Origin of the sequence: Thauera sp. WH-2 (assembly GCF_048321015.1) — a bacterium.
Lineage (GTDB): Bacteria > Pseudomonadota > Gammaproteobacteria > Burkholderiales > Rhodocyclaceae > Thauera.
The window spans coordinates 871,981-893,211 of sequence record NZ_JBLWFG010000001.1 but is presented as its reverse complement, the minus strand read 5'-3'; the positions used below and the strand labels follow the sequence as shown (position 1 = coordinate 893,211).

Below are 21,231 nucleotides of genomic sequence, written 5' to 3'. Positions count from 1 at the left end.
CTACATGACCACCATCGCCGTCGTCGGGCTCGGTTACGTCGGACTCCCGCTCGCCGTGGAGTTCGGCAAGAAGTACCGCACCCTCGGCTTCGACCTGTCTGCCGAGAAGGTTGCAGCCTACCGCGAATTCTGCGACCCGACCGGCGAGGTCGCGTCCGAGGATCTGCGTGCCGCCACGCAACTCAGCTGTCACACCGACCCGGCCGTGCTCGCCGAGGCCGACTTCGTCGTCGTGGCCGTACCGACGCCGGTCGATGCCGCGCATCAGCCGGATTTCACACCCTTGGTGAAGTCTTCGGAGACGGTGGGCAAGCACCTCAAGCACGGCGCAGTCGTGGTGTACGAATCCACCGTCTATCCGGGCGCTACCGAGGAGGTCTGCATCCCCATCCTCGAGCGACAGTCCGGCATGAAGTGGAAGGAGGGTTTCTTCGTCGGCTATTCGCCCGAGCGCATCAACCCGGGCGACAAGGAGCGCACCGTTACCAAGATTCTCAAGGTGGTCTCGGGCGACACCCCCGCAACGCTGGCGAGGGTGCAGGAGGTCTATGGCTCGGTGATCACCGCAGGTGTGTATCCGGCCAGCTCGATCAAGGTCGCCGAGGCTGCCAAGGTGATCGAGAACACTCAGCGCGACCTCAACATTGCGCTGATGAACGAACTCGCGGTGATCTTCCACAAGATCGGCATCGACACGCTCGAGGTGCTCAAGGCGGCGGGTACCAAGTGGAATTTTCTCCCTTTCCGCCCTGGCCTGGTGGGTGGGCACTGCATCGGGGTCGATCCCTACTACCTCACGCACAAGGCCGACATGCTCGGCTATCACCCCGAAGTCATACTCGCCGGTCGGCGCATCAATGACGGCATGGGCAAATACGTGGCCGAGCAGACGGTCAAGCAGATGATCGTTGCCGGCTCCAGCATCAAGGGTGCGAAGGTTGTGGTGCTGGGCCTGACCTTCAAGGAGAACTGCCCCGATCTGCGCAACAGCAAGGTGATCGACGTCATTCACGAATTGCAGAGCTACGGCTGCGAGGTGATCGTGCACGACGCGGTGGCATCGTCCGCTGAGGCCGAGCACGAGTACGGCGTGTCGCTGTGTGACTGGGACGCACTGCCGGCGGCCGATGCGATCGTGGCTGCGGTTGCACACCGGGAGTATGTCGAGATGCCACTCGAGCGCCTGCTCACCAAACTTGCCCCGGGCGGCGTTTTCGCCGACGTGAAGTCCAGCTACGATCCGGCCGCTCTTGCGGCAAAGGGCGCGCGGGTCTGGCGTCTTTGACCTCGGCATGCCATAAAGAAGCATGGAGAAGAGCAAGCGTAAAGCCTCGTTTCGAACCGTGCTTCGCCCGTGGCGTCTTGGCGCAGGCATTCGCCTGGCGCTTGCGGTGGGCTTGTCGTTCGCCCTGGGCCTTGCCGCCCCCGTGTTCGCTGCAGGCAAGGATGCTGTCGCGCGTGTCCTTGCCGAGCAGGCGTCCTATCTCACCGCCGAAGCGATCGGCTACGAGCATGGCGAGGGTGTCCCGCGTGACCAGCCTTATGCAGCGCGGCTGTATTGCGAAGCGGCGCGTTTGGGCAATGTGCAGGCCATGTACGCGCTGGGCTGGATGTATGCCAACGGTCGCGGGGTCGAGCGCGACGATGCGCACGCGGCGTCGTTGTTTTCGATGGCGGCCGAGAGGGGCGACGAGCACGCGGCACGGATGCTGCGCTACACCGGCGGCGCGGAAGGGGCTGCGAGATCGCCGGCCTGTCTCAAGACGCCTTCTTCCATCCTCGCGGAACGCTGGCCGGTCGCGGCGCTTATCGCCCGTCTGCCTGCGGAGCGCCAGCAGGTGGCCCAACTGCTCGCTGAACTTGCGCCTGCTTACGGGGTGTTGCCGCAATTTGCGCTCGCGGTCGGGCTGACCGAGTCAGCGCTCAACCCGCAAGCCCTGTCGCCCAAGAACGCGATGGGGGTGATGCAACTGATTCCCGCCACCGCCGAGCGCTTCAACGTCACGCGTCCCTACGATCCCGAGCAGAACATCCGCGGTGGCTTGGCCTATCTACGCTGGCTGCTGGCGTACTTCGAGGGGGATATTGCGCTTGCCGCGGCTGGGTACAACGCGGGCGAGGGCACGGTGGACCGCTACCGCGGCGTGCCGCCGTACCGTGAAACCCAGGCGTATGTCGAACGCATTCTTCGCCACGTCGGGCACGACCATCACCCCTTTGACGGTAGCGTGGTGGCACCCAGCCCGATGCTGCGCAAACTTCGCCTCGCCAGCCAGGAGGAGCACGAAACGTGAGCCCTGAACGCCGGGCAGAAGCCCCGTCGGCGCCGCGCCGGCGCACCCTCGTCGCTGCGTTTGCGCTGTCCGTGCTGGCGGCATTTCCGATCACATCTCGCGCGGGCTTGGTGGACACCGTTCCCCGCATCAAACCCTCCGTGGTTGCGGTGGGGACGTATCAGCGCACGCGCAGTCCTGCTTTCCAGTTCCGGGGCACCGGTTTTGTCGTCGGCAACGGTCTGCTGATTGCGACCAATGCCCATGTGCTCCCGGAAAGCCTCGAAAGCGACAAGATGGAGACACTCGTCATCGTCACCGCGGGTGACGCTGAAGAGGGAAGGGTGCGGGCGGCCAGCGTCGTTGCCACCGAGCGCGAGCGCGACCTCGCCGTACTCCGTCTCCTGGGCGGCGCACCGCTGCCTGCGCTGCGTCTGTCTTCAGGCGCGCGTGTTCAAGAGGGGCAGGAGGTTGCATTCACCGGATTTCCGATTGGCAACGTGCTCGGCATGACGCCGGTCACGCATCGCGGTATCGTCGCCGCAATCACCCCGATCGCCATTCCCCAGGCCAACTCCCGCGCACTTAACCCGGCGCTGATCCGGCGCCTTGCGAACGATCCCTTCCGCGTGTACCAGCTTGACGCGACCGCCTACCCAGGCAATAGCGGCAGCCCGCTCTACGATCCCGAGACGGGCGTGGTGATTGGCGTGCTCAACATGGTGTTCGTCAAATCGACCAAGGAGAACGTACTGTCAGATCCCTCGGGTATCAGCTACGCGATTCCGGTCGAGTATCTTCAGCGTCTGCTGTCGGGCGTCCAGTAGTCCCCACCCGCGTCCGCCTTGTGTTCAGCTTGCGTCGAGGATGGCTTTGGCCAACTCGGCCGGCGAGGTCGCGGCGCGCCAGTGCGGGGCCAGTTCGTGGCTGCCCAGGCTTCCGTACCCCCAGGTTGCGGCGATGAAGGGCAGGCCGTTGGCGTCGGCCGATTCGCCATCCTCGCTGCGGTCGCCCACATACACGGCCTGCTCGCGCGTGATGCCGCGGTCTGCCAGCAGGCGGGCAATCATCGTGGCCTTGTCCGGCAGGCGGGGGGTGAACAGATCGAGCGCATACACCGCCGCAAAATGCCGCGCCCAGCCGAGGTGCTCAAGGATCAGCTGCGTGGGGTGCAGGCGCTTGTTGGTCGCGATCGCAAGCGTGCATCCACCGGCCACCAGCGCCTGAAGCAACTCGCCTACGCCCGCGTAGGCCGCGGTTTGAAGGTAGCCGGTGCTGTCGTAGCTCGCCTTGAACGCGCCTGCGAGCGCATCGATCACGCCCGGGTCTTCGGTCCCGGCCAGCATCTGCAGCGTCTCGAGCAGCGGCGGGCCTACGATCGAGGCGTCGATGGAGGTCACCGGTTCGCGCGCCGTAGCGCTGAACGCGTCGCGATAGCTTGCGAGGATGGCCGGCGCAGAATCAACGAGCGTGCCGTCCAGGTCGAAGAGCACGTGGGCGTAATGCGGCATGGGCGGGTCACCGAGGTCGGCCGCGCAAAGTCGCGCAAGCTTGAGCAAGTGGTCCCGCCACCAGGAATCGAACCTGGATCTGGCGCTTAGGAGGCGCCCGTTCTATCCATTGAACTATGGCGAGACTCAGGGGCGGCATTCTAGCCGTTCGGAGGCCTCAGACCAAGCCCGGTGTAGGGAGTTGTCGGGAGCCCGGCTGCCAACAGCCAGGCTCCCTGTGCCTGGTTGATCAGGCCTCCGCTCGAGTTCGGCAGTGCTCAGCGGGTGTCCTGCGATGACGCGGCGGCGGGCTCGTCCGAGCGGGGTGGGAACAGGAAGGCGTGCGGCGTACGCAGGAGGCGGCGCAGCAGCAGGCCGCCCAACGCACGGCTCTGGGCGAAGGTGATGCGGCGCGCGCGCATTGCCACGCTCAGCGTGAGCAGGAAGCTGACCAGCAGGTTGGTGAGACCGATCAGCAGCACGCCAGAGAACGCCAGCAGCACCGTCCCGAGCGGAATGGAGAAGTCCAGCGCGGCGCTTGCATAGCCCAGGTAGGCCGACGAAAAGGCGATGTGGCGAATATCGATCGGCAGGCCGAACAGGACCCCGAGCGCGGTGGCGCCGCCGAGCAGGAAGCCGAAGAAGAAATTCCCCGCGAGCGCGCCGATGTGCTCCTCGACGTACTCGGCCAGTTGCGCCTGGCGTTGTTCGCCGAGCAGCCGTCGCAGGCTGCGCAGCTGGCGAAGGCGTTGCGGGACGCGGTTGTAGGCGGAGAGGTTGTCGTAGTAGGCGGCGATCAGGCCCGACATGAACAGGCACACGCCGGCGATCGCTGCGTAGAAGAGGGCGCCACCGCGCGGGTCGATCTCCTGCAGCAGCACCTCGGCCTTGTCCGGCGATACGAAATGGTCGCCGGTGGCGAGGTGGATGAGGAGCCCGACGCCGATCGCCACCGGGATCGCCACGCCGATGTTGCCCAGGATGGCGCCGGTCTGGCTGCGGATGGTACGCACGATGAGGTCGGCGAGCGCCTCCAGGTCGCGCGTCTTGCCCTTCGCCTCACCGATCGAGGCGGCGATCGCATTGGCGGTCATCGCCGGCTGCTTGGTCGCCACCGTGCCGCCGAGCATGTGGATGAGCATGAAACCCAGGCCGTAGTTCAGGCAGAACGACAGCAGTTCGTTGAGCGGCGCCATGCCCTGACCACCGAGTACGATCTTGTTGGCCGCCATGAAGGCGATGATCAGCCCGCCGAGCGCAGCGGAGGCGAGCAGGCCGAAATACTCGCGCCGGGTTGAGGTGATGTAGTGCTCGCCGGTCCGGCTCGCGCTCTCCGTCATGCGCAGGGACAACAGCTCCACGTTCTGCCCCCAGTAGTCCGAGAGCACGTTCTTGCGGCATTCGGCGCGAACCAGGGTCTTGAACAGGCGAACGATGCGTGGTGCAGCATCCTCGACCACCCGCCGCGTGCGAAGCTCGCCGAGCAGCTCGATCAGGTCGTGGATGCGCTCAAGATGCTGGCGCAGACGTTCCAGCTTGAAAGTGAGGGTGAGGCTGGTGCCGATGCGCATCGCACGTTTGCGCACGCGCTGCAGGATCTCGTCGCACTGGTGCAGCATCACGGTGAGGTGCTTGTCGTCGGCGATCAGCGCCCCGGGGGTGGTCCACCACTTCTTGTAGTGTTCGATGTATGAGAGCAACTCCGCGTTCTGCGCGAGGAAGGGTGACTCATGCTCCTCAAGATTGGGGTCGATGCGCACCAGCTCGCGGTCCAGTCCGATTGCCGAGACGTGGAAGGACAGCACGCGCAGCGACTCGAGAATCTCCTCCACCGCGTTGGGCAGCGGGCTGGCATCCTCCTCGAACATCGGTGTCTGGTGGCCTACCAGCAGATGCAGCAAGGCCTGCCAGTCCTCGTCCGGGATGGCGTTCACCCAGATCTCGTCGTCGACGCGGTGGAAGGCCGCAGAGATGAAGTCCTTCAAATAGCTTGTGTCAATGATCTCGGGCAGCAGCCGCCCGCCCACGCGGCGGAAGGTCTCGGAGAAGAAGCCCGTCGAAGGCAGCAGGCCCGAGGAGACGTACATCGTGACCTGCTTGTGCTCATCGAACAGGCGCAGCAGTGCGCCGCGCAGGTTGGCGAGCAGGTCGGAGCGGCGCGCGAGCAGGTGGCTCAACGCGCGCAGGTTCTCCGCAGCCTTGTCAGCCTGTGCGGCTTGCGGCGGACGCAGCTTGTTGATCAGCGATGCCCACAGGGCAGCCTGATCCTGGTCGGAGCGACCAAAACGTTCGAGAAGTCGTTCCATGATCCCTTTCGTGTCGATTCTGCCGGCCCGGAGCGCTGGGCGGGTAGGGGGTCCCGGTCGGTACCCGCGCTCTGCGCCCGGCCCTTTCGGCGATGCATTATGCGGCATTCCGCACCAGCGCCTTGGCGGGGGCTAGAATTCAGCCTTTCCCATCACCCTGTAGCCGTCGCTGCACAACCCACGATGCCCCTGCTTTCGGTCGAGAATGCCTGCCTTGCCTTCGGTCACGTCGATCTGCTCGATCACGTGAGCTTCCAGCTCGATCTCGGCGAGCGCGTTGCGCTCATCGGGCGCAACGGCTCGGGCAAATCCAGCCTGCTGCGTGCGCTTGCCGGGCAGGCGGCGCTGGATGATGGCACAGTCTGGCGGCAGGCTGAAATGGTCACCGCCTATGTCCCGCAGGAGCCGGACTTCCAGTTGGAACGCGACGTGTTCGCGACCATCGCCGACGGCCTGGGTGCAGCGGCGCAGCTACTGGTTGACTACCACGCAGCGATGCTCGCGGTGGCCGAACACGCCACGGCTGAGGCGATGGCCCGGCTCGATGCCCTGCAGCATGCGGTCGAGTCGGCCGAGGCATGGCGCCTGAACCAGCGCGTCGAACAGGTCGTGGCGCGTCTGGGACTCGATCCGACGGCATTGGTTTCCAGCCTCTCGGGCGGCGGCGTCAAGCGTGTAGCCCTGGCGCGCGCCCTGGTCGCCGAGCCGGATCTGCTGCTGCTCGACGAGCCGACCAACCATCTCGACCTCGACGGCATCCTGTGGCTCGAAGAGCTGATCCGCGACTTTCGCGGCGCGGTCATCGTCATCACCCACGACCGCGTCTTTCTCGACCACGTTGCCACCCGCATCATCGAGCTCGACCGCGGCCATCTGGCGAGCTACGCAGGGCGCTTCTCCGAATACCAGCGCCGCAAGGCCGAGGAGTTGGAGGCCGAGGAGAAAGCGGCTGCCCGCTTCGACAAGTTCCTCGCGCAGGAAGAGGTCTGGATTCGCAAGGGGGTCGAGGCTCGCCGCACCCGCAACGAGGGGCGCGTGCGCAGGCTCGAGTCCCTGCGCCGTGCGCGCGCTGCTCGCCGCGACCGCCTCGGCGACGTCAGCCTCACGGTCGACACCGGCGACAAGAGTGGTCAGATGGTGGCCGAGCTCACCCATGTCACCAAGCGCTACGGCGACAAGGTGGTGGTGCGCGACTTTTCAACCCGTATCCTGCGCGGCGATCGCATTGGCTTCATCGGTCCGAACGGCGCCGGCAAGACCACGCTGTTGAAGCTGATCCTGGGCGAAATCGAGCCCGACGAGGGCACGGTCCGCCGCGGTACCCGGCAGACGGTGGCGTATTTTGACCAGCTGCGCGCCCAACTCGACCCCGAGCTGCCGCTCACCGAGGTCATCAGCCCGGGCTCGGACTACGTCGAGATCGGGGGCGAGAAGAAGCACGTCATAGGCTATCTGGGCGACTTCCTGTTTGCGCCGCAGCGCGCGCGTTCGCCCGTCAAGTCGCTGTCCGGTGGCGAGCGCAACCGCTTGCTGCTGGCGCGCCTGTTCGCACGCCCGGCCAACGTGCTGGTACTCGACGAGCCGACCAACGACCTCGACATCGAAACCCTGGATCTGCTCGAAGAGCTGCTCGCCGGATACGACGGTACGCTCTTCCTCGTCAGCCACGACAGAGCCTTCCTCGACAACGTTGTGACGCAGGTGATCGCCGCCGAAGGCGACGGGCGCTGGGGCGAGTACGCGGGCGGCTACGAGGACTGGCAGCGTGTGCAGGCGCGCCGCGCCGAAGATGCAGCCGGCCGTGAGGCGGCAGCGCGCGAATCCGCGAAGCGTAGTGCGCCGGCGGTCGATAGGTCGCGCGTGACCGACACGCGTAGCGCAAGCCGGCCGGCCAAGCTCTCCTTCAACGACAAGCGTGAACTGGAGGCGCTGCCAGACCGCATCGCCGCGCTCGAGGACGAGCAGACCGCGCTCCATGCACGCATGGCCGACCCGGCGCTGTACCAGGGCGCTCCGCACGAAGTCGCGCAGATCAAGGCCCGGCTCGAGGCGCTCGAGGCTGAGATCGAGGCCGCGATGCTGCGTTGGGAAGCGCTTGAATCGCGCGCCGAGGGCTGACGCAGCCGCACGGGATCGGCACGCTGCGGGAGGCCCCCCTCGCGGGATGGCGTCTGTCCAGAGGCGGACGTGCGCGCGCATGCAGCCGTTCAACCTGCGGCGTTCGCGAGCGCGCGCCCACGGGGTGTCGCGGGTGAACGTTCGCGGCAAGATGATGGACTTCAGATCACGCCAATCTGCACGAACCAGGCCCCGGCACCTGCCGCACCGACGAACACCGCGGCGTGGTATGCGGCCAGCCAGCGGTAGTTGCGGCCGATCTCTTCCGGGTCGCGGTCGGAAATCAGGAACAGGCGGCGCCCGTCCGGGCGACGCACCACGTGCAGATCGGGTGCGGCCAGGGCCTCCGTCTGCATCCGTCGCACCTCGCGCCTGGCCTGCGCGCGGGCCAGCTCCCATTCGCGGATGTCGATCTCGCCATTGCCATCGAGGTCGAAGCGGGCCAGCAACTCGGGGTGGTTCAGCTTCCACTGTGCGAGCAATTCCCTGACCTGCGCGGCGCTATCGGTCGCGACATCGGCGCTGCCCAGGGTGGCGAAGTCGCCCAGCACATAGATGCGGTCGTGGCGGATCAGGGACCACTGGCGGTAGCGCAGGTCGCCGTTGCGGAAAACGTCGCAGCGGCGCACCAGCATCTCGGCGCCGTCCGGGTCCACCACGCACTGGCCGCTACCGTCGTCGAGCAAAAAGGACGCGTCGCTGGTTTCCGTGCCGGTCACACGCCATTTGCCGTCCGACTGTCGGCGCTCGGTGACCAGCCGGTACCACAGCAGCGGCAGGCCGTTCACCGGGGAGAGCAGCGGCATGCCGTCCAGCGGCTGACCACGGCCCTGCAGTTCGGTGTAGCCCTGGGCGGCAGACGCAATGCGTGCGGTCGGTGTGTCGGCGATCAGGCGCGCATGGCGCAGGGCGCGCACCCAGCCGAGCAGGCCGGTGCCCAGCAGCAGTGCGATCGCAACCGCCGTGCCTGCCCCTTCGCTGAAGCGCAAGGCGAGGGCGACGGCCGCGAGCTGGATTGCGGGCAGCGCGAGGTCGGTGCGCACATGGCGCAGATGCACGAGCATGGCTCAGGCCGACGTGTGGCGATAGGCAGAGGGTGCCGCCAGGTCAGGCGCGGAACAGGGCCTTCAGGTCGACGTCGGCCTTTTCCTCGGTGCTGAACTGCAGCAGCGGCTGCTCGCTGTAGGCGAACAGGCGGGCGATGATCAGATCCGGGAATTGCTCGATGCGGACATTGTGCAGATTCACCGACTCGTTGTACCACTCACGCCGGTCAGCGATCCCGTTCTCCAGTGCGGTGATGCGTGTCTGCAACTGCATGAAATGCTCGTTGGCCTTGAGCTCGGGGTAGGCCTCGGCCACCGCGAAGATCTGCCCGAGTCCGGCACGCAGCAGGTTCTCGGCGGCACCCAGCGCGGGTACGTCGTGCGCCTCGCGCGCCTTCGCCACACGTGCGCGTGCTTCGGTTACCCGTGCCAGTGTTTCCTGCTCGAACTGCTTGTACTGGCGGCAAACCTCGACCAGTTTTGGCAGTTCGTCGTGGCGCTGCTTGAGCAGCACGTCGATGTTGGCCCAGGCCTTGGAGAGGTTGTGCTTGAGCTGCACCAGGCCGTTGTAGACCACGATGCCGTACACCAGGGCAAGGACGATGAGGCCGAGAAAGACTGCAGTGCCGATGCTCATATGGGACTCCTGTTCGTTCGGGCTGCATCATATACTCCCGTCCTTGCCACAAGCGTTACGCATGCCACAGTCGCACTCAATAAAGGGTGCCAGATAACGGAAAACTGCAGCCTTGACCCCCGATTCCTCCTCATTTCTGCGCAGGCCCGCCGTGGTGCTCGTCTGCGGCGCGCTGATCCTTACGCTGGCCATGGGGGTGCGCCACACGGGCGGACTGTTCCTGCAGCCGATGACGCTCGACCAAGGCTGGTCGCGCGAGCTGTTCTCCTTCTCGATTGCGCTGCAGAACCTGCTGTGGGGCCTGTTCCAACCCTTCGCCGGGGCCTTCGCCGACCGCCACGGTGCGGGCCGCACATTGGTCGGCGGTGCGCTGCTCTATATCCTCGGGCTGGTGGTGATGGCCCATGCCGACACCGCGCTCGGACTCAACGTGGGCGCGGGCTTGCTGGTTGGCATGGGCCTGTCGGGCACCACCTTCAGCGTGGTGCTGGGCGTGGTCGGTCGCATGGCGGCGCCGGAGAAACGCAGCATGGCCCTCGGCCTTGCTTCCGCCGGAGGCAGCTTCGGCCAGTTCGCGGTGCTGCCGGTGGGGCAGGGGCTGATCAGCATGGTCGGCTGGCAGGATGCCCTGCTGTGGCTCGCACTCGGCATTGCGCTGATCATTCCGCTTGCCGCGGCCGTGACCGGCACCAGCGAGCGTGGCGGCGGTGTGGAGCAGTCGCTGCGCCAGGCGCTCGGCGAGGCGATGCGCACGCCCAGCTTTCATTACCTGTTCTGGAGCTTCTTCGTGTGCGGCTTCCAGACCGCCTTCATCATGCTGCACCTGCCCGCATTCGTGGTCGATAGCGGCATGTCGGCCAACATCGGCATGACTGCGGTGGCGCTGATCGGTCTGTTCAACATCTTCGGCTCCTTCCTGTCGGGCTGGCTGGGCGGCTGTTACAGCAAGAAGGGGCTGCTCGCGGGCATCTATGCGCTGCGTATCGTGGCGATCCTTGCGCTGCTGCTGTTTCCGCTCTCGCAGCTCACGCTCTATCTGTTCGCGGCGGTGATGGGGTTGCTGTGGCTGGGCACGGTGCCGCTGACCAGCGGCCTGGTCGGGCATATCTTCGGTCTGCGCTACATGGGCATGCTGTACGGCATCGTCTTCCTCGGCCATCAGATCGGCGGCTTTCTCGGCGCCTGGCTGGGCGGGCGGATCTTCGACCTGAGCGGCTCCTATCTGATGGCCTGGTGGCTGTCGATTGCGCTGTCGGTGATGGCGGCCGCGCTGTCGCTGCCGGTGCGTGAAGCGCCGCTGCTGCGAACGGCGGCACGCTGATGCACGCGTGGCTGCGGATCGTGCTGATTGCGCTTGCTGCGCTGGTGCTGGGGGTGATTTTCGCCGCCTATCAGCATCCCGCACTGCTGCTGGATTTCGGCAGCCTGCTCCTGATGTGCGGCTGACCCCGCGCGGGCTCAGCCGCCAGCGGGTGGCGCGAGCAGGCGCTCGAGCGCCTCTTCGGGCGCGCCGAGGCGGGTGAGGAGGGTTTCGCGTCCCAGATGAAGCAGATCCTCGAGTGCGGCGAGGTCATCAGGCAGTGCTGGATCATCCCAGCCATGGGCGAGGTGGCGCGTGAAGTCGGCCGCCAGCCGGATCGTGCGTACGCGCGGGTTCTGCTGCTCGCGGTCGTCCAGCAGGGCCACCAGCAACTGCGGCATGTGCCAGGCGCGAACCAGCGCGAGCTGCAGTTCGGCAGCGGTGACGCCGAACACGGCGCGCTGGGCCTCGGCCGATCGCAACCCGGGCTGTGCCTGCTGGCGGCGCAGGACCTCCAGGCTCATCGTGGGCGCGTGAATCCAGGTGACGATCTCGGTGGTGTCGTGCAGCAGTGCCGCGACGGTGATCTCCTGCACGTCGAGGTCGCGGCGCAGCACGGCAAAGTCGCGCGCGTACTCGGCCGCCCTGCGCGCCCTTCCGATGACCCGAAGCACGCCCACGAGTGCTCTGGGGTGCGCGGCGAGCGCGTCCTCGACCGTGGGCAGTTCGTCGAAGGCCTTGAAGAAGGGCTCCACGCCCATCATCATTACTGCACGTTCGATGGTCGTGATGTCGTGGTTCTGCGACGCTCGGCGATGACGTTCGAGGTACGAGAGCAGTCGCAGCGTCATCAAGGGGTCGGTCAGCACGATGCCCGAGAGTTTGCGGGCATTGATCGATTCGCCGCTGTCTCTCAATGTCTCGAGCGCACGTACTGTATGGCGGAGCACCGGCAGCGAGGTCGCAGAGAACGCGTCCACATACGCGGAGACCGACGAAAGGGGAGAATGCAGCAAAGGCATACGGGCCTCGTGGTGCGGCATGGGGTGTGTACGGGTCAGATTACGGCAGTCTGAACGCTCTTCTTGAGCGCGTCACGTGCTGAATTCACGATGCGGCGGGGCGGCCGCGAGTTGTGGCTATAATTATGCATGACGCGGCGCATGCGCTGACGGATACAGGACGAGGAGACTACCGGATGAGCCCCTTCAAGGCCTTCCAGATCGATGAGGGCACCAGGCGCGCGCTTGCTGGCCAGGGCGGCTGTGTACCGGGTCGCGGAGCCTGAGGCGAACACGGGCATGGAGGGGGAGATGAACGAAGACGGCAAGCTGCCCCGCATCCTCGTCGTGGACGATTCGCGCATGGTTCGTGCGACCATCGTCAAGCACATTCGTGGCCGCTTCGAGGTGCGTGAAGAAGCCGATGGCGAGGCGGGGTGGCAGACGCTGCTCGTAGACCCCGACATCGAACTCGTACTGACCGATATCGGCATGCCCAGGCTGGACGGCTATGGCCTGCTCGAGCGCATCCGCGCTTCCAGGGTGTCGCGTGTGCGCGACCTGCCGGTCGTCATCATCTCGGGCGACGAGGACGAATCCGCCCGCGAGCGTGCGCTGACGCTGGGTGCCAATGGATTCATCGCCAAGGGTACGGGCAGCGTCGAACTCATCGCCACGCTCTCGTCGCTCGTTCGCCTTGCCAAGGCGCAAAGCGAGCTTGAGCGTAACCGCGCGGCGCATGCAGATCAGGGCGCGGCTGCCGTAGTGGATACGGAAACCGGGTTGGCGAGCCCGGCGTATCTCAAGCAGCGTGCGGTGCAGGGGGTGGCCGAAGCCCGGCGTCAGGGGGGCGACATCAGCGCCATGGTGGTGCGAGTCGATCAGTTCGATGCGCTCGAGCAGCGCTATGGTGAGCAAGTGGCGCAACTCGTGCTGCGCAAGCTCGGCAAGATGCTCGCCGGGCGCATCCGTACGGAAGATACGCTTTCCCAGCATTCCGCCTCCGAGTTCGTATTGCTGTCGCCCGGTATCGACCGGATATCGAGCTGCGCCTTTGCCCTGCGTGTGCGAAGCAGCGTGGAACGGCTCGTCATGGTGTACCGCGAGGAACGTATCCGCGTCACCCTGAGCATCGGAGTGGCCAACGCGATGAGCGATGGGCGCGAGGTGGTCAGCGAACTGCTGGCGCTGGCGCTCGAACGTGCAGCCCAGGCCCGCGCTCATGGCGGCAACCGGGTGGTGGGCCGGGACGGAGAGGTCGACCCGGACGAGGTTGAGCGCATGCTCGGGCGTGCGCCCAGCATCGACCACGTTTTACGGCAGTTGCGCGCAGGTGAGCGCGAAGAGGTCGCGGCGCAATTGCCGCAGATCGTCGGTGCCCTGATGCCGCTGCTCGAATTGCTAGAATCAAGGCTTCATGCCGGCATACCGCTCGCCCGACTCGGCGAGTTCCATGACAAGAGCGGATCCGGCAAGGATGAGGGTGGGTTTACGCGCACCGTCGTCTGACAAAGGTGTGTCGGCCTGCATTGCAGCGCTATCCCGGCGCGGCACCGCGGGTCTCACGTCAATTGCGTTCCAGAAACATTGAAGGGAGAGGAATCAATGAGCAACTACCAGCAGTTTCACCGCCGTTCTATCGAAGACCGTGACGGATTCTGGGCCGAGCAGGCCCAACTCGTGCATTGGAACAAGCCCGCAGAGCAGATCTGCGACTTCTCCAAGCCGCCGTTCGTCAAGTGGTTCAGGGGCGGCGAAACCAACCTGTGTTACAACGCGGTCGACCGCCACGCCGCCGCGCGCCCGAACGACCGTGCGCTGGTGTACATCTCGACCGAGACCAACGAGGAGAAGGTCTATTCCTTCGCCGAGCTGCAGCGCGAAGTCGAGCGCATGGCGGCGATCTACCAGGAACTCGGCGTCAAGCGCGGCGACCGCGTGCTGATCTACATGCCGATGATCGCCGAGGCGGCGTTTGCGATGCTCGCCTGTGCCCGCATCGGCGCGATCCACTCGGTGGTGTTCGGCGGCTTCGCGGCCGGCTCGCTCGCCACCCGCATCGACGACGCCAAGCCGGTGCTCATGGTCAGTTCGGACGCCGGCATGCGTAACGGCAAGCCGGTCCCCTACAAGCACCTGGTGGACGAGGCCTGCAAGCTGGCCGAGTTTCCGCCCGCCAAGGTGCTGATCGTTGACCGCGGCCTGGACAAGGGCTTTCCGCGTGTTGAGGGCCGCGACGTCGACTATGCCGAGCTGCGCGCCAAGCACATGGACGCCCAGGTGCCGGTGACGTGGGTCGAATCCTCCGAGCCGAGCTACATCCTCTACACCTCCGGCACCACCGGCAAGCCCAAGGGCGTCCAGCGCGACACCGGCGGCTACACCGTGGCCCTGGCCGCGTCCATGAAGCACATCTTCACCGGCGGCGCAGGCGAGACCATGTTCTCGACCTCGGACATCGGCTGGGTGGTCGGCCACAGCTACATCATCTACGGCCCGCTGGTCGCCGGCATGGCCACGATCATGTACGAAGGCACGCCGTTGCGCCCCGACGCCGGCATCTGGTGGCAGATCGTCGAAAAGTACAAGGTCAGCGTGATGTTCTCCGCACCCACCGCGGTGCGCGTACTGAAGAAGCAGGACCCGGCCTTCCTCAAGAAGTACGACCTGTCCTCGCTCAAGCACCTGTTCCTGGCTGGCGAGCCGCTCGACGAGACGAGCCACAAGTGGATCATGGACGAGCTGGGCATCCCGGTCATCGACAACTACTGGCAGACCGAGACCGGCTGGCCGATGCTCGCCATCTGCCGCGGTGTCGAGGACAGCCCGATCAAGCTTGGTTCGCCCGCCTTCCCGGTCTATGGCTACGACCTGCGCATCTTCCGTGAGGACGGCAGCGAGTGCGGCGCCAACGAGAAGGGCATTGTCGGCATCGTGCCGCCGCTGCCGCCGGGCTGCCTGTCCACCGTGTGGGGCCAGGACGAGCGCTTCGTCAGCACTTACTTCAGCCTGTTCACCGATCCGGTGGTGTATTCCTCGTCCGACTGGGGCATCAAGGATGACAAGGGCTACCACACCATCCTCGGTCGTATGGACGACGTCATCAACGTCGCTGGCCACCGTCTCGGCACGCGCGAGATCGAGGAGGCGGTGCAGACCCACCCGGCGATTGCCGAGGTGGCGGTGGTGGGCGTGGCGGACGAGCTCAAGGGGCAGATGCCCATGGCCTTTGCCGTGGTGAAGGATGCCAGCACGGTCGACACGGCCGATAAGCGCGCCGTGCTGGAGAAGGAGGTCATGAAGAAGGTGGACGAGAGCCTGGGGGCGATTGCACGCCCGGCCCGCGTGCACTTCATCGGTGGACTGCCCAAGACGCGCTCCGGCAAGATGCTGCGCCGCTCCATCCAGGCCCTGGCCGAAGGTCGCGACGCCGGCGATCTGACGACGATCGACGATCCGAGCACGCTCGAGCAGATCCGGGAAGCGCTCAAGGGCTGAGGCCGCATACCGGCATCACTCGAGCACGAAAAGGCCCGCGCAAGCGGGCCTTCCTGTTTCAGGTGGCTGCGGGCCGAAAGTGTCGGCGTTTTTTACATAAACCCCGGATGAGGGACGCGGGGAAGTGTGTAACATTCGGTACGAAATGCATTTTTCTCACTTGTGGCGCGAATATTGCTCTATGTGAGACCGGAAGAATAAAAACCTCTGCAATCCATGTGGTCAACATGAAAGCCATTCGCCGTTTCTCCCTTGCCCTTCCGCTTTCTGCGGGTCTGATGTTCCTCGCGAGCAGTGCCGTTGCGGCGCCGTACATAACGAACCCGGATACGTGCAAGGATGACCGGGTGACGATCAACACCATCGAGAGGAGCCCTCTCGATGGGCAAGAGATCATCTATCCGACCGAATCCCTTGGCGCCCCGATTGATGCGACCAGCTGTTTTGGCGTCATCGCGGGCAACGACCACCAAGGGGGGCTGAGCGCGCCGGATCCGAACATTGGTCAGCTGAATGATGGCCTGCTGAATGGAGAGCGCGGTTTGATCAGCCCGCTTCAGTTCATCACCCAAGACCAACTGCTCGACCTGGATGGCGATGGCACCGCGACCGACCCAGGCTGGATCTTCCTCGGTGATGTTCAGCAGGGCAGGGGGTTTTCCGCTTACGACAAACCGCTGGACATCTCGACCATTCTCGATTTCACCTTGCTGTGCACGGGCAGTGGTGGGGATGCCTGTACGTCCGGCACCTGGTCGCTCGAAACCGAGCTGAACATCATCGACATCGTGCAGAAGGAACTGGGTCGCAATGCCTTCGACCATCTGGCATTGGTGATCAAGGCCAGCAACCGCTACGCGATCTACGATTTCGACTTCAACATCCTGGCACCGCAGTTCCTTGCAGCAGGGGGAGACTTCGACTTCGAGACCCCGTACTCCTTCACCGGTACCTGGAACACGCAGGACTTCCTGAACAAGAAGGGCAAGCCGCAAGACTTCTCCCACATCTCGCTCTGGGTGCGCGACCCGCTTGTGCAGAACGACGTCCCGACCCCGGGGACGCTGGCCTTGCTGGGTGCGGGCCTGCTGCTGCTGGGTGTGGGTCGCTATCGCGCCTGAGGTAGCACTGCAGCGGGGCGCGCGAGGAATGCGCGCCCCAGGTTGAATGCTTTGAGGCAGCGCTCAGTCGGGCGTTGCCTCAAAGCTTTTTTCGACCTCAGCGTGCACTTCCCGCCACAGCGGCTTCATCAGCGTGCGCATGTTGGCGATCACGTCCTGCACGTCGATCATCGAGGGTACGCGCGTGCCGCGGTGCTCAATCGGCCCGCCGATGCGGGTGATGCGCACGCCGAGCCGGGCGAAGTGGGCGGCGAGGCGGGGTTCGGTGAGAACGAACAGGGTGTCCACGCCCTGGCGGGCGGCGATGGCGATGCTGCCCATGTACAGGCTGACCGGAATGTACGGGAAGCGCGGTTGCTGTGCGGTGCCGAAGTCCTCGTCGCTGACGTCGTTGATCTCCTGCCGCTCTTCACCCTTGCGTCGCCGGTAGGCTCTGCGCACCGCGAGCCTGGAGACTTCGGCGATGCGTTCGCGCGGAAGTCTGGAAGGATCGATGATGCTGCGATCAAGCACCTCCGCGCACACTCGCTCGAAGGGCAGGAGGCTGTCGCGGTCGTCCGGGTTGGTCATCACCACCCGCGCGCAGCCCACTGGCCGGAACGGCTCGCCCACCGTGCGCAGCAGGCAGTGCAGGCTGTGCACGTCGAATGCGTCGGTCTCGCGCCTGTCGTCCCGGACCGGCTCGAAGCCGAGGTCTTCGCAGTAGACCTCGTGCCGGATGCGGTACACCTCATCGTGCAGGCTTTCGCCGAGCGCGGCGTCAATGCGGAAGTACTTGCGGAAGCCGTGTCCGAGGTTCAGATTTTCGAGAAATGACAACATAGTCTCCGTGACCTGGAAGGGGTGGCGAACCACCCGTCATTCGCGCGTCCTGAGCGCGCCGATGATGCTGAGCCTGGACAGCCGCCATGCCGGGTAGAGCGCCGCGACGACCGTGGCGAAGAGGCCGATCAGCCAGGATTCGGCCACCACCGAGGGTACGATCCGTATGAATGCATCGTAGCCCAGGTCTGCGTTCGGCGGTGGTGGCATCGGGATGCCCACGCCCGAAATCAGCACCGCCAGCCCCACCCCCAGCAGCGTGCCCCCGGTCGCACCGACGAAGCCCAGCGCTGCGGACTCGCCGATGATCAGCGAGGCCACGGTGCGCGTGCTGTTGCCCAGCGCGCGCATGGTGCCGAACTCCCATGAACGCTCCACCAGGCTCATGTTGACCGTGTTGATCACGCTCAGGCACACCATCAGCAGGACCATCCCCTTCAGGAAGCCGAACTGCTGGCGATACAACTCCACCGTCTTGCCATAGAAGTCGTTGAGCGCCATCCAGTCGCGCACGGAAAGCCCCTGCGCGGCCAACAGCGGGCGCAGGGTGTCGACCACCGTTTGTGTGCTTGCGGTGTCGTGCAGCGCGAGCACGAGCCGGCTGACACCCGTGGTGGCGAGCAGATCCTGTGCGTCCGGCAAGGCGATGCGCACCGCGCGCGCATCGAAGTCCTTCGAGAAGGTCTGGAACACCCCGACCACCTCGATATCCAGCGTGTTCATTGCGCCATCGATGGTGCTCACCAGCAGCGTGGCCTGATCGCCGGGCGCGAGCCGCAGCGCGCTCGCCACGCCTTCGCCGATCATCGCGCCGAAGCGGTCATCGTCTCGCAGCGTGCGCCCCGCGACCAGGTGGAGATGGGTGCCGAGCGCGTTCTCGCGGCCGGGCTCAACGCCCTCGGCCAGGATCGGGTAGTCGGTCCGGCCATTGTTGAGCAAGCCCGAAAAGGCGATCCGGCCCATGACGTCCTTGACCTGCGGCAGCGCACCGACCTGTTTGCGCAGGGCTGCGTGCTCCTCGATCAGGTATTGCTCCGGGGTGCGGGAGCCGTGGGTGAAGACCGCCTCCTGGCCGATCTGCACGTGTCCGCTCTGGGAGTGGATCAGCGCCTCGCCCAACTGCACGAAGATGTCACGCACGAAACCGCCGGACAGGATCAGCCCGCACACGCCGAACATGATCGCGGCCAGCGTGATCAGGGTGCGCACGCGGTTGCGCAGCAGGTTGCGCAGTGCCAGCCGGGAAAGATTGTGCATGGCGTGGCTCCTCACTGGCGGGCGCGCAGGGCGTCCACGATCTCGAGCCGCGAGGCTCGCCACGACGGGTACAGGCTCGCTGCCAGTGTCGTCACCAGCGCGATGCCGGCCGCGGTCAGCAGCGAGCGGGCCGAAAGCAGGATGCCCGCATCGTAGCCCCAGCTCATGCCTGGCCCCGGAGGCATGGGTATCCCCACTGCGCTCACGAGTGTTGCCAGCAGCACGCCGACCACCAGGCCGATGGAGATGCCGACCAGCCCCAGAATCAGCCCCTCGAGCAGAAACTGGGTGCGGATGCCGCTGCGCCGGATGCCGAGCGCCATCAGGGTGCCGATTTCGCCCACACGTTCCATGACCATCATGGTCATGGTGTTCGAGATCGACAGCACGATGATCACGGCAATGATCACGTAGATCACGCCGACCTGCTTGGCGAACAGCGCCGCGGTCTTGTTGTAGAAGTCGGCCAGCTCGGTCCAGGGCACGATCTGCACCTCGGTCGCGGGCAGGCTGCGCGAGAGCTGGTCGAGCGCGGCCGGTACGGAGCCGACATCGTCCAGATACACCAGCCGGAGGTGTTCGCCCTCGGTGCGCATCAGCTCCCGCGCCAGCCCGATCGGCACACGCAGCGCCGCATCGTCGTAGGCCTGCGAGATGGACTCGAAGATGCCCACCACCTGTGCCTCCACGGCGCTGATGCCACCGCTCTCGGTGTTGGCGATCAGCACCAGCGAAGCGCCGATCTCCAGTCCCAGGTTCTGCGCCAATCCACGCCCCACGACTGCAGTGTTCGGTTCGCCCGGCGCCAGGTTGCGCCCCTGCGGAAAGCGCAGCCCCGATTGCATGCCTGCTTCCGCCTGCGGATCGACCCCCTCGCCGATGAAGGACAGCGTGACTTCACCCGAACTCGCCAGCCCCGCGAGCAGCAGGCGCGGCGCAGTGAACCGGTAGCCCTTCACCGCCTGCAGTGCAGCATGCTCGGCCTCGCCCTGCGGCGGCAGCAGATAGGCGTAGGGATCGGCGCGGCCGTTCTCCAGAAAGCCGGGCTTCATCAGCTGCAGATGCCCGAGCTGGGACTCGATCGTGTTGTCGCGTCCGAAGCGCAGGTTCCAGTCGATGAACCCCGCTGCCAGCACCATGGCGACTACGCCGAAGGCAATTGCCGTAAGGGCGGCGCGGCTGCGGTGGATCTGGCGGGTGATGTTGCGCCAGGCAGTACGTAATGTGTGCTGTTGGGTCACAAGCTCAAGGCCCCGTCCGAAGGCGATGCGGCGTAGATCGGCTCGCGTCAGCAGTATGCATCCTCTATTTGACGAAGACAAAAAAAACTGCAGCCCGTAGGCTGCAGTTCTGGACCCGTATGCTGCAGCGTTCAGGCCGCTTTGAAGCGTCGCGTCACGCCGATGCCAAGCAGGCCGGCGCCAATAAGCGCGAGCGACATGGGCTCGGGTACGTTGAAGACGATGCTGCCGTCCAGCGTGGTCTGCCGCATGTAGGAGGTTCGACCGTCACCGTAACCCACCGCCTGCACGCCGCCAAGGTTATCCGCCGGGGCGGTGCCATCAGCATTGATATTGGTATCGAGTTCCCACTGCACGGCGAGGTTCAGCGGTGCTGCGATGTTGTCCAGCCAGAGCTCGTAGAAGGTCTTGTTGCTGTCTGCATCAACAAAGAAATTGCGCTGGAACGCCGACGTTGTGTCATCCACACCGTCTTCAGTCCAGTCAAAGCTGACGTTGCCAAAGATCGTGTATTTGAACTGGTTGCCGACAACAGGCTGCGTCCCGAGAACGTTCAGTCGGGCGATCTGGGTTCTGGCGGTTGCAGTCGGATCCTCCGTGAAGAAGATGTCGAAGTAGCCGCCGCCGAACAGAGCACCGTCGACAACGTTGCCGGCGCCGAGCAGGTAGTAGTCATAGACGATACCAAAACGGCCACCAACCCCCCAGTCACTGGGATCGCCGCGGAACCCGTTGGTGTCCAGGGTGGTCCCCGTGACCTGGTTCAGCGTGTCGACGTTGCTCTGTCCCGGAGCCGCGTAACCGAAACCATTCGATCCAGCGACGGTGTTGAACCCGTAGCTGTTCATGATCGATGCAATGTTCGTGTCGATGACGGATACATTTACACCGGAAGTGTTCGGATCGCCAAGGTAGATCGAAGTGGCCAAGGTGCCCGAATAGCCCAATTCGGCAAGCTCGCTGGTCCGAGTCGAACCATTCCCGCCGAAGTCAAAACCGGAGTCGATATAGAACGGGCCCGCGTAGGCAGATGCAGAGAATGCGAGGGCGACTGCTGCGCCAAGAAGTGACTTTTTCATTTGTCCTCTCCAACGAGTCCAGGTGATGGTGAGAAGGTAAAA

18 protein-coding genes and 1 tRNA gene are annotated in these 21,231 nt (G+C 65.2%); 9 read left to right on the top strand and 10 right to left on the bottom strand.

Going from position 1 to position 21,231, the window contains the following annotated elements:
- The first annotated feature begins 4 nt into the window (after positions 1 to 4).
- The 3 genes from ACNKW1_RS04245 to ACNKW1_RS04235 are packed head-to-tail and all read left to right on the top strand — an operon-like array spanning position 5 to position 3,100.
- Positions 5 to 1,285, top strand: a complete 1,281-nt coding sequence (locus tag ACNKW1_RS04245) for a nucleotide sugar dehydrogenase (protein ID WP_418363331.1) — start codon at positions 5 to 7, stop codon at positions 1,283 to 1,285.
- Positions 1,286 to 1,343: 58 nt separating this feature from the next.
- The gene (locus tag ACNKW1_RS04240) at positions 1,344 to 2,294 is read left to right on the top strand and encodes a lytic transglycosylase domain-containing protein (RefSeq protein ID WP_418363330.1); all 951 of its coding nucleotides are present in this window, start codon (positions 1,344 to 1,346) and stop codon (positions 2,292 to 2,294) included.
- Positions 2,291 to 3,100 carry a S1 family peptidase gene (locus ACNKW1_RS04235; RefSeq protein WP_418363329.1) on the top strand — a complete coding sequence of 270 codons (810 nt, stop codon included), beginning with the start codon at positions 2,291 to 2,293 and terminating at the stop codon, positions 3,098 to 3,100. The genes ACNKW1_RS04240 and ACNKW1_RS04235 overlap by 4 nt, the downstream gene beginning before the upstream one ends.
- Positions 3,101 to 3,124: 24 nt before the next feature.
- Here the strand turns inward: ACNKW1_RS04235 and ACNKW1_RS04230 are convergent, their stop codons facing one another.
- The 3 genes from ACNKW1_RS04230 to ACNKW1_RS04220 form a co-directional block, all read right to left on the bottom strand.
- Positions 3,125 to 3,784 (bottom strand): HAD family hydrolase, encoded by a 660-nt coding sequence (locus ACNKW1_RS04230; RefSeq protein WP_418363328.1) that lies wholly within the window; start codon positions 3,782 to 3,784, stop codon positions 3,125 to 3,127.
- Positions 3,785 to 3,833: 49 nt separating this feature from the next.
- Positions 3,834 to 3,908 (bottom strand) — tRNA-Arg (locus ACNKW1_RS04225).
- Positions 3,909 to 4,041: 133 nt separating this feature from the next.
- Positions 4,042 to 6,069, bottom strand: a complete 2,028-nt coding sequence (locus tag ACNKW1_RS04220) for a site-specific recombinase (protein WP_418363327.1) — start codon at positions 6,067 to 6,069, stop codon at positions 4,042 to 4,044.
- Between the two features lie 183 nt (positions 6,070 to 6,252).
- Between ACNKW1_RS04220 and ACNKW1_RS04215 the strand changes: the two genes are divergently transcribed.
- Complete coding sequence (locus tag ACNKW1_RS04215) at positions 6,253 to 8,187, top strand: ATP-binding cassette domain-containing protein (RefSeq protein ID WP_418363326.1); 1,935 nt, start codon at positions 6,253 to 6,255, stop codon at positions 8,185 to 8,187.
- A 161-nt stretch (positions 8,188 to 8,348) separates the two neighbouring features.
- Here the strand turns inward: ACNKW1_RS04215 and ACNKW1_RS04210 are convergent, their stop codons facing one another.
- Positions 8,349 to 9,251, bottom strand: a complete 903-nt coding sequence (locus tag ACNKW1_RS04210; protein WP_418363325.1) for a hypothetical protein — start codon at positions 9,249 to 9,251, stop codon at positions 8,349 to 8,351.
- A gap of 43 nt (positions 9,252 to 9,294) precedes the next feature.
- Positions 9,295 to 9,870, bottom strand: a complete 576-nt coding sequence (locus tag ACNKW1_RS04205; protein ID WP_418363324.1) for a LemA family protein — start codon at positions 9,868 to 9,870, stop codon at positions 9,295 to 9,297.
- A 112-nt stretch (positions 9,871 to 9,982) separates the two neighbouring features.
- Between ACNKW1_RS04205 and ACNKW1_RS04200 the strand changes: the two genes are divergently transcribed.
- A complete protein-coding gene (locus ACNKW1_RS04200) occupies positions 9,983 to 11,191 on the top strand; it encodes an MFS transporter (RefSeq protein ID WP_418363323.1) in 1,209 nt (402 codons plus the stop codon).
- Entirely contained in the window at positions 11,191 to 11,316 is a 126-nt protein-coding gene (locus ACNKW1_RS04195; RefSeq protein ID WP_418363322.1) for a hypothetical protein, read from the top strand. Before ACNKW1_RS04200 ends, ACNKW1_RS04195 begins: the two co-directional genes overlap by 1 nt.
- Before the next feature lie 12 nt (positions 11,317 to 11,328).
- Here the strand turns inward: ACNKW1_RS04195 and ACNKW1_RS04190 are convergent, their stop codons facing one another.
- Positions 11,329 to 12,192 carry an HDOD domain-containing protein gene (locus ACNKW1_RS04190; RefSeq protein WP_418363321.1) on the bottom strand — a complete coding sequence of 288 codons (864 nt, stop codon included), beginning with the start codon at positions 12,190 to 12,192 and terminating at the stop codon, positions 11,329 to 11,331.
- A 291-nt stretch (positions 12,193 to 12,483) separates the two neighbouring features.
- Here ACNKW1_RS04190 and ACNKW1_RS04185 point away from each other — a divergent pair, with 291 nt between their 5' ends.
- From ACNKW1_RS04185 to ACNKW1_RS04175, 3 genes are all read left to right on the top strand, one after another.
- Positions 12,484 to 13,680, top strand: a complete 1,197-nt coding sequence (locus tag ACNKW1_RS04185; RefSeq protein ID WP_418363320.1) for a diguanylate cyclase domain-containing protein — start codon at positions 12,484 to 12,486, stop codon at positions 13,678 to 13,680.
- A gap of 96 nt (positions 13,681 to 13,776) precedes the next feature.
- Positions 13,777 to 15,669 (top strand): propionate--CoA ligase, encoded by a 1,893-nt coding sequence (locus ACNKW1_RS04180; protein ID WP_418363319.1) that lies wholly within the window; start codon positions 13,777 to 13,779, stop codon positions 15,667 to 15,669.
- Between the two features lie 278 nt (positions 15,670 to 15,947).
- A complete protein-coding gene (locus ACNKW1_RS04175) occupies positions 15,948 to 16,790 on the top strand; it encodes a hypothetical protein (RefSeq protein ID WP_418363318.1) in 843 nt (280 codons plus the stop codon).
- 63 nt (positions 16,791 to 16,853) lie between these two features.
- Here ACNKW1_RS04175 and ACNKW1_RS04170 read toward each other — a convergent pair whose 3' ends face one another.
- The 4 genes from ACNKW1_RS04170 to ACNKW1_RS04155 form a co-directional block, all read right to left on the bottom strand.
- Positions 16,854 to 17,609 carry a PEP-CTERM/exosortase system-associated acyltransferase gene (locus ACNKW1_RS04170; protein ID WP_418363317.1) on the bottom strand — a complete coding sequence of 252 codons (756 nt, stop codon included), beginning with the start codon at positions 17,607 to 17,609 and terminating at the stop codon, positions 16,854 to 16,856.
- Between the two features lie 39 nt (positions 17,610 to 17,648).
- Positions 17,649 to 18,869, bottom strand: coding sequence for an ABC transporter permease (locus tag ACNKW1_RS04165; RefSeq protein ID WP_418363316.1), 1,221 nt, complete (start codon positions 18,867 to 18,869; stop codon positions 17,649 to 17,651).
- A gap of 11 nt (positions 18,870 to 18,880) precedes the next feature.
- On the bottom strand, positions 18,881 to 20,110 hold the full coding sequence (locus tag ACNKW1_RS04160) for an ABC transporter permease (RefSeq protein WP_418363315.1): 1,230 nt from the start codon (positions 20,108 to 20,110) through the stop codon (positions 18,881 to 18,883).
- A gap of 131 nt (positions 20,111 to 20,241) precedes the next feature.
- Positions 20,242 to 21,189 (bottom strand): PEP-CTERM sorting domain-containing protein, encoded by a 948-nt coding sequence (locus ACNKW1_RS04155; RefSeq protein ID WP_418363314.1) that lies wholly within the window; start codon positions 21,187 to 21,189, stop codon positions 20,242 to 20,244.
- Between the last annotated feature and the right edge of the window lie 42 nt (positions 21,190 to 21,231).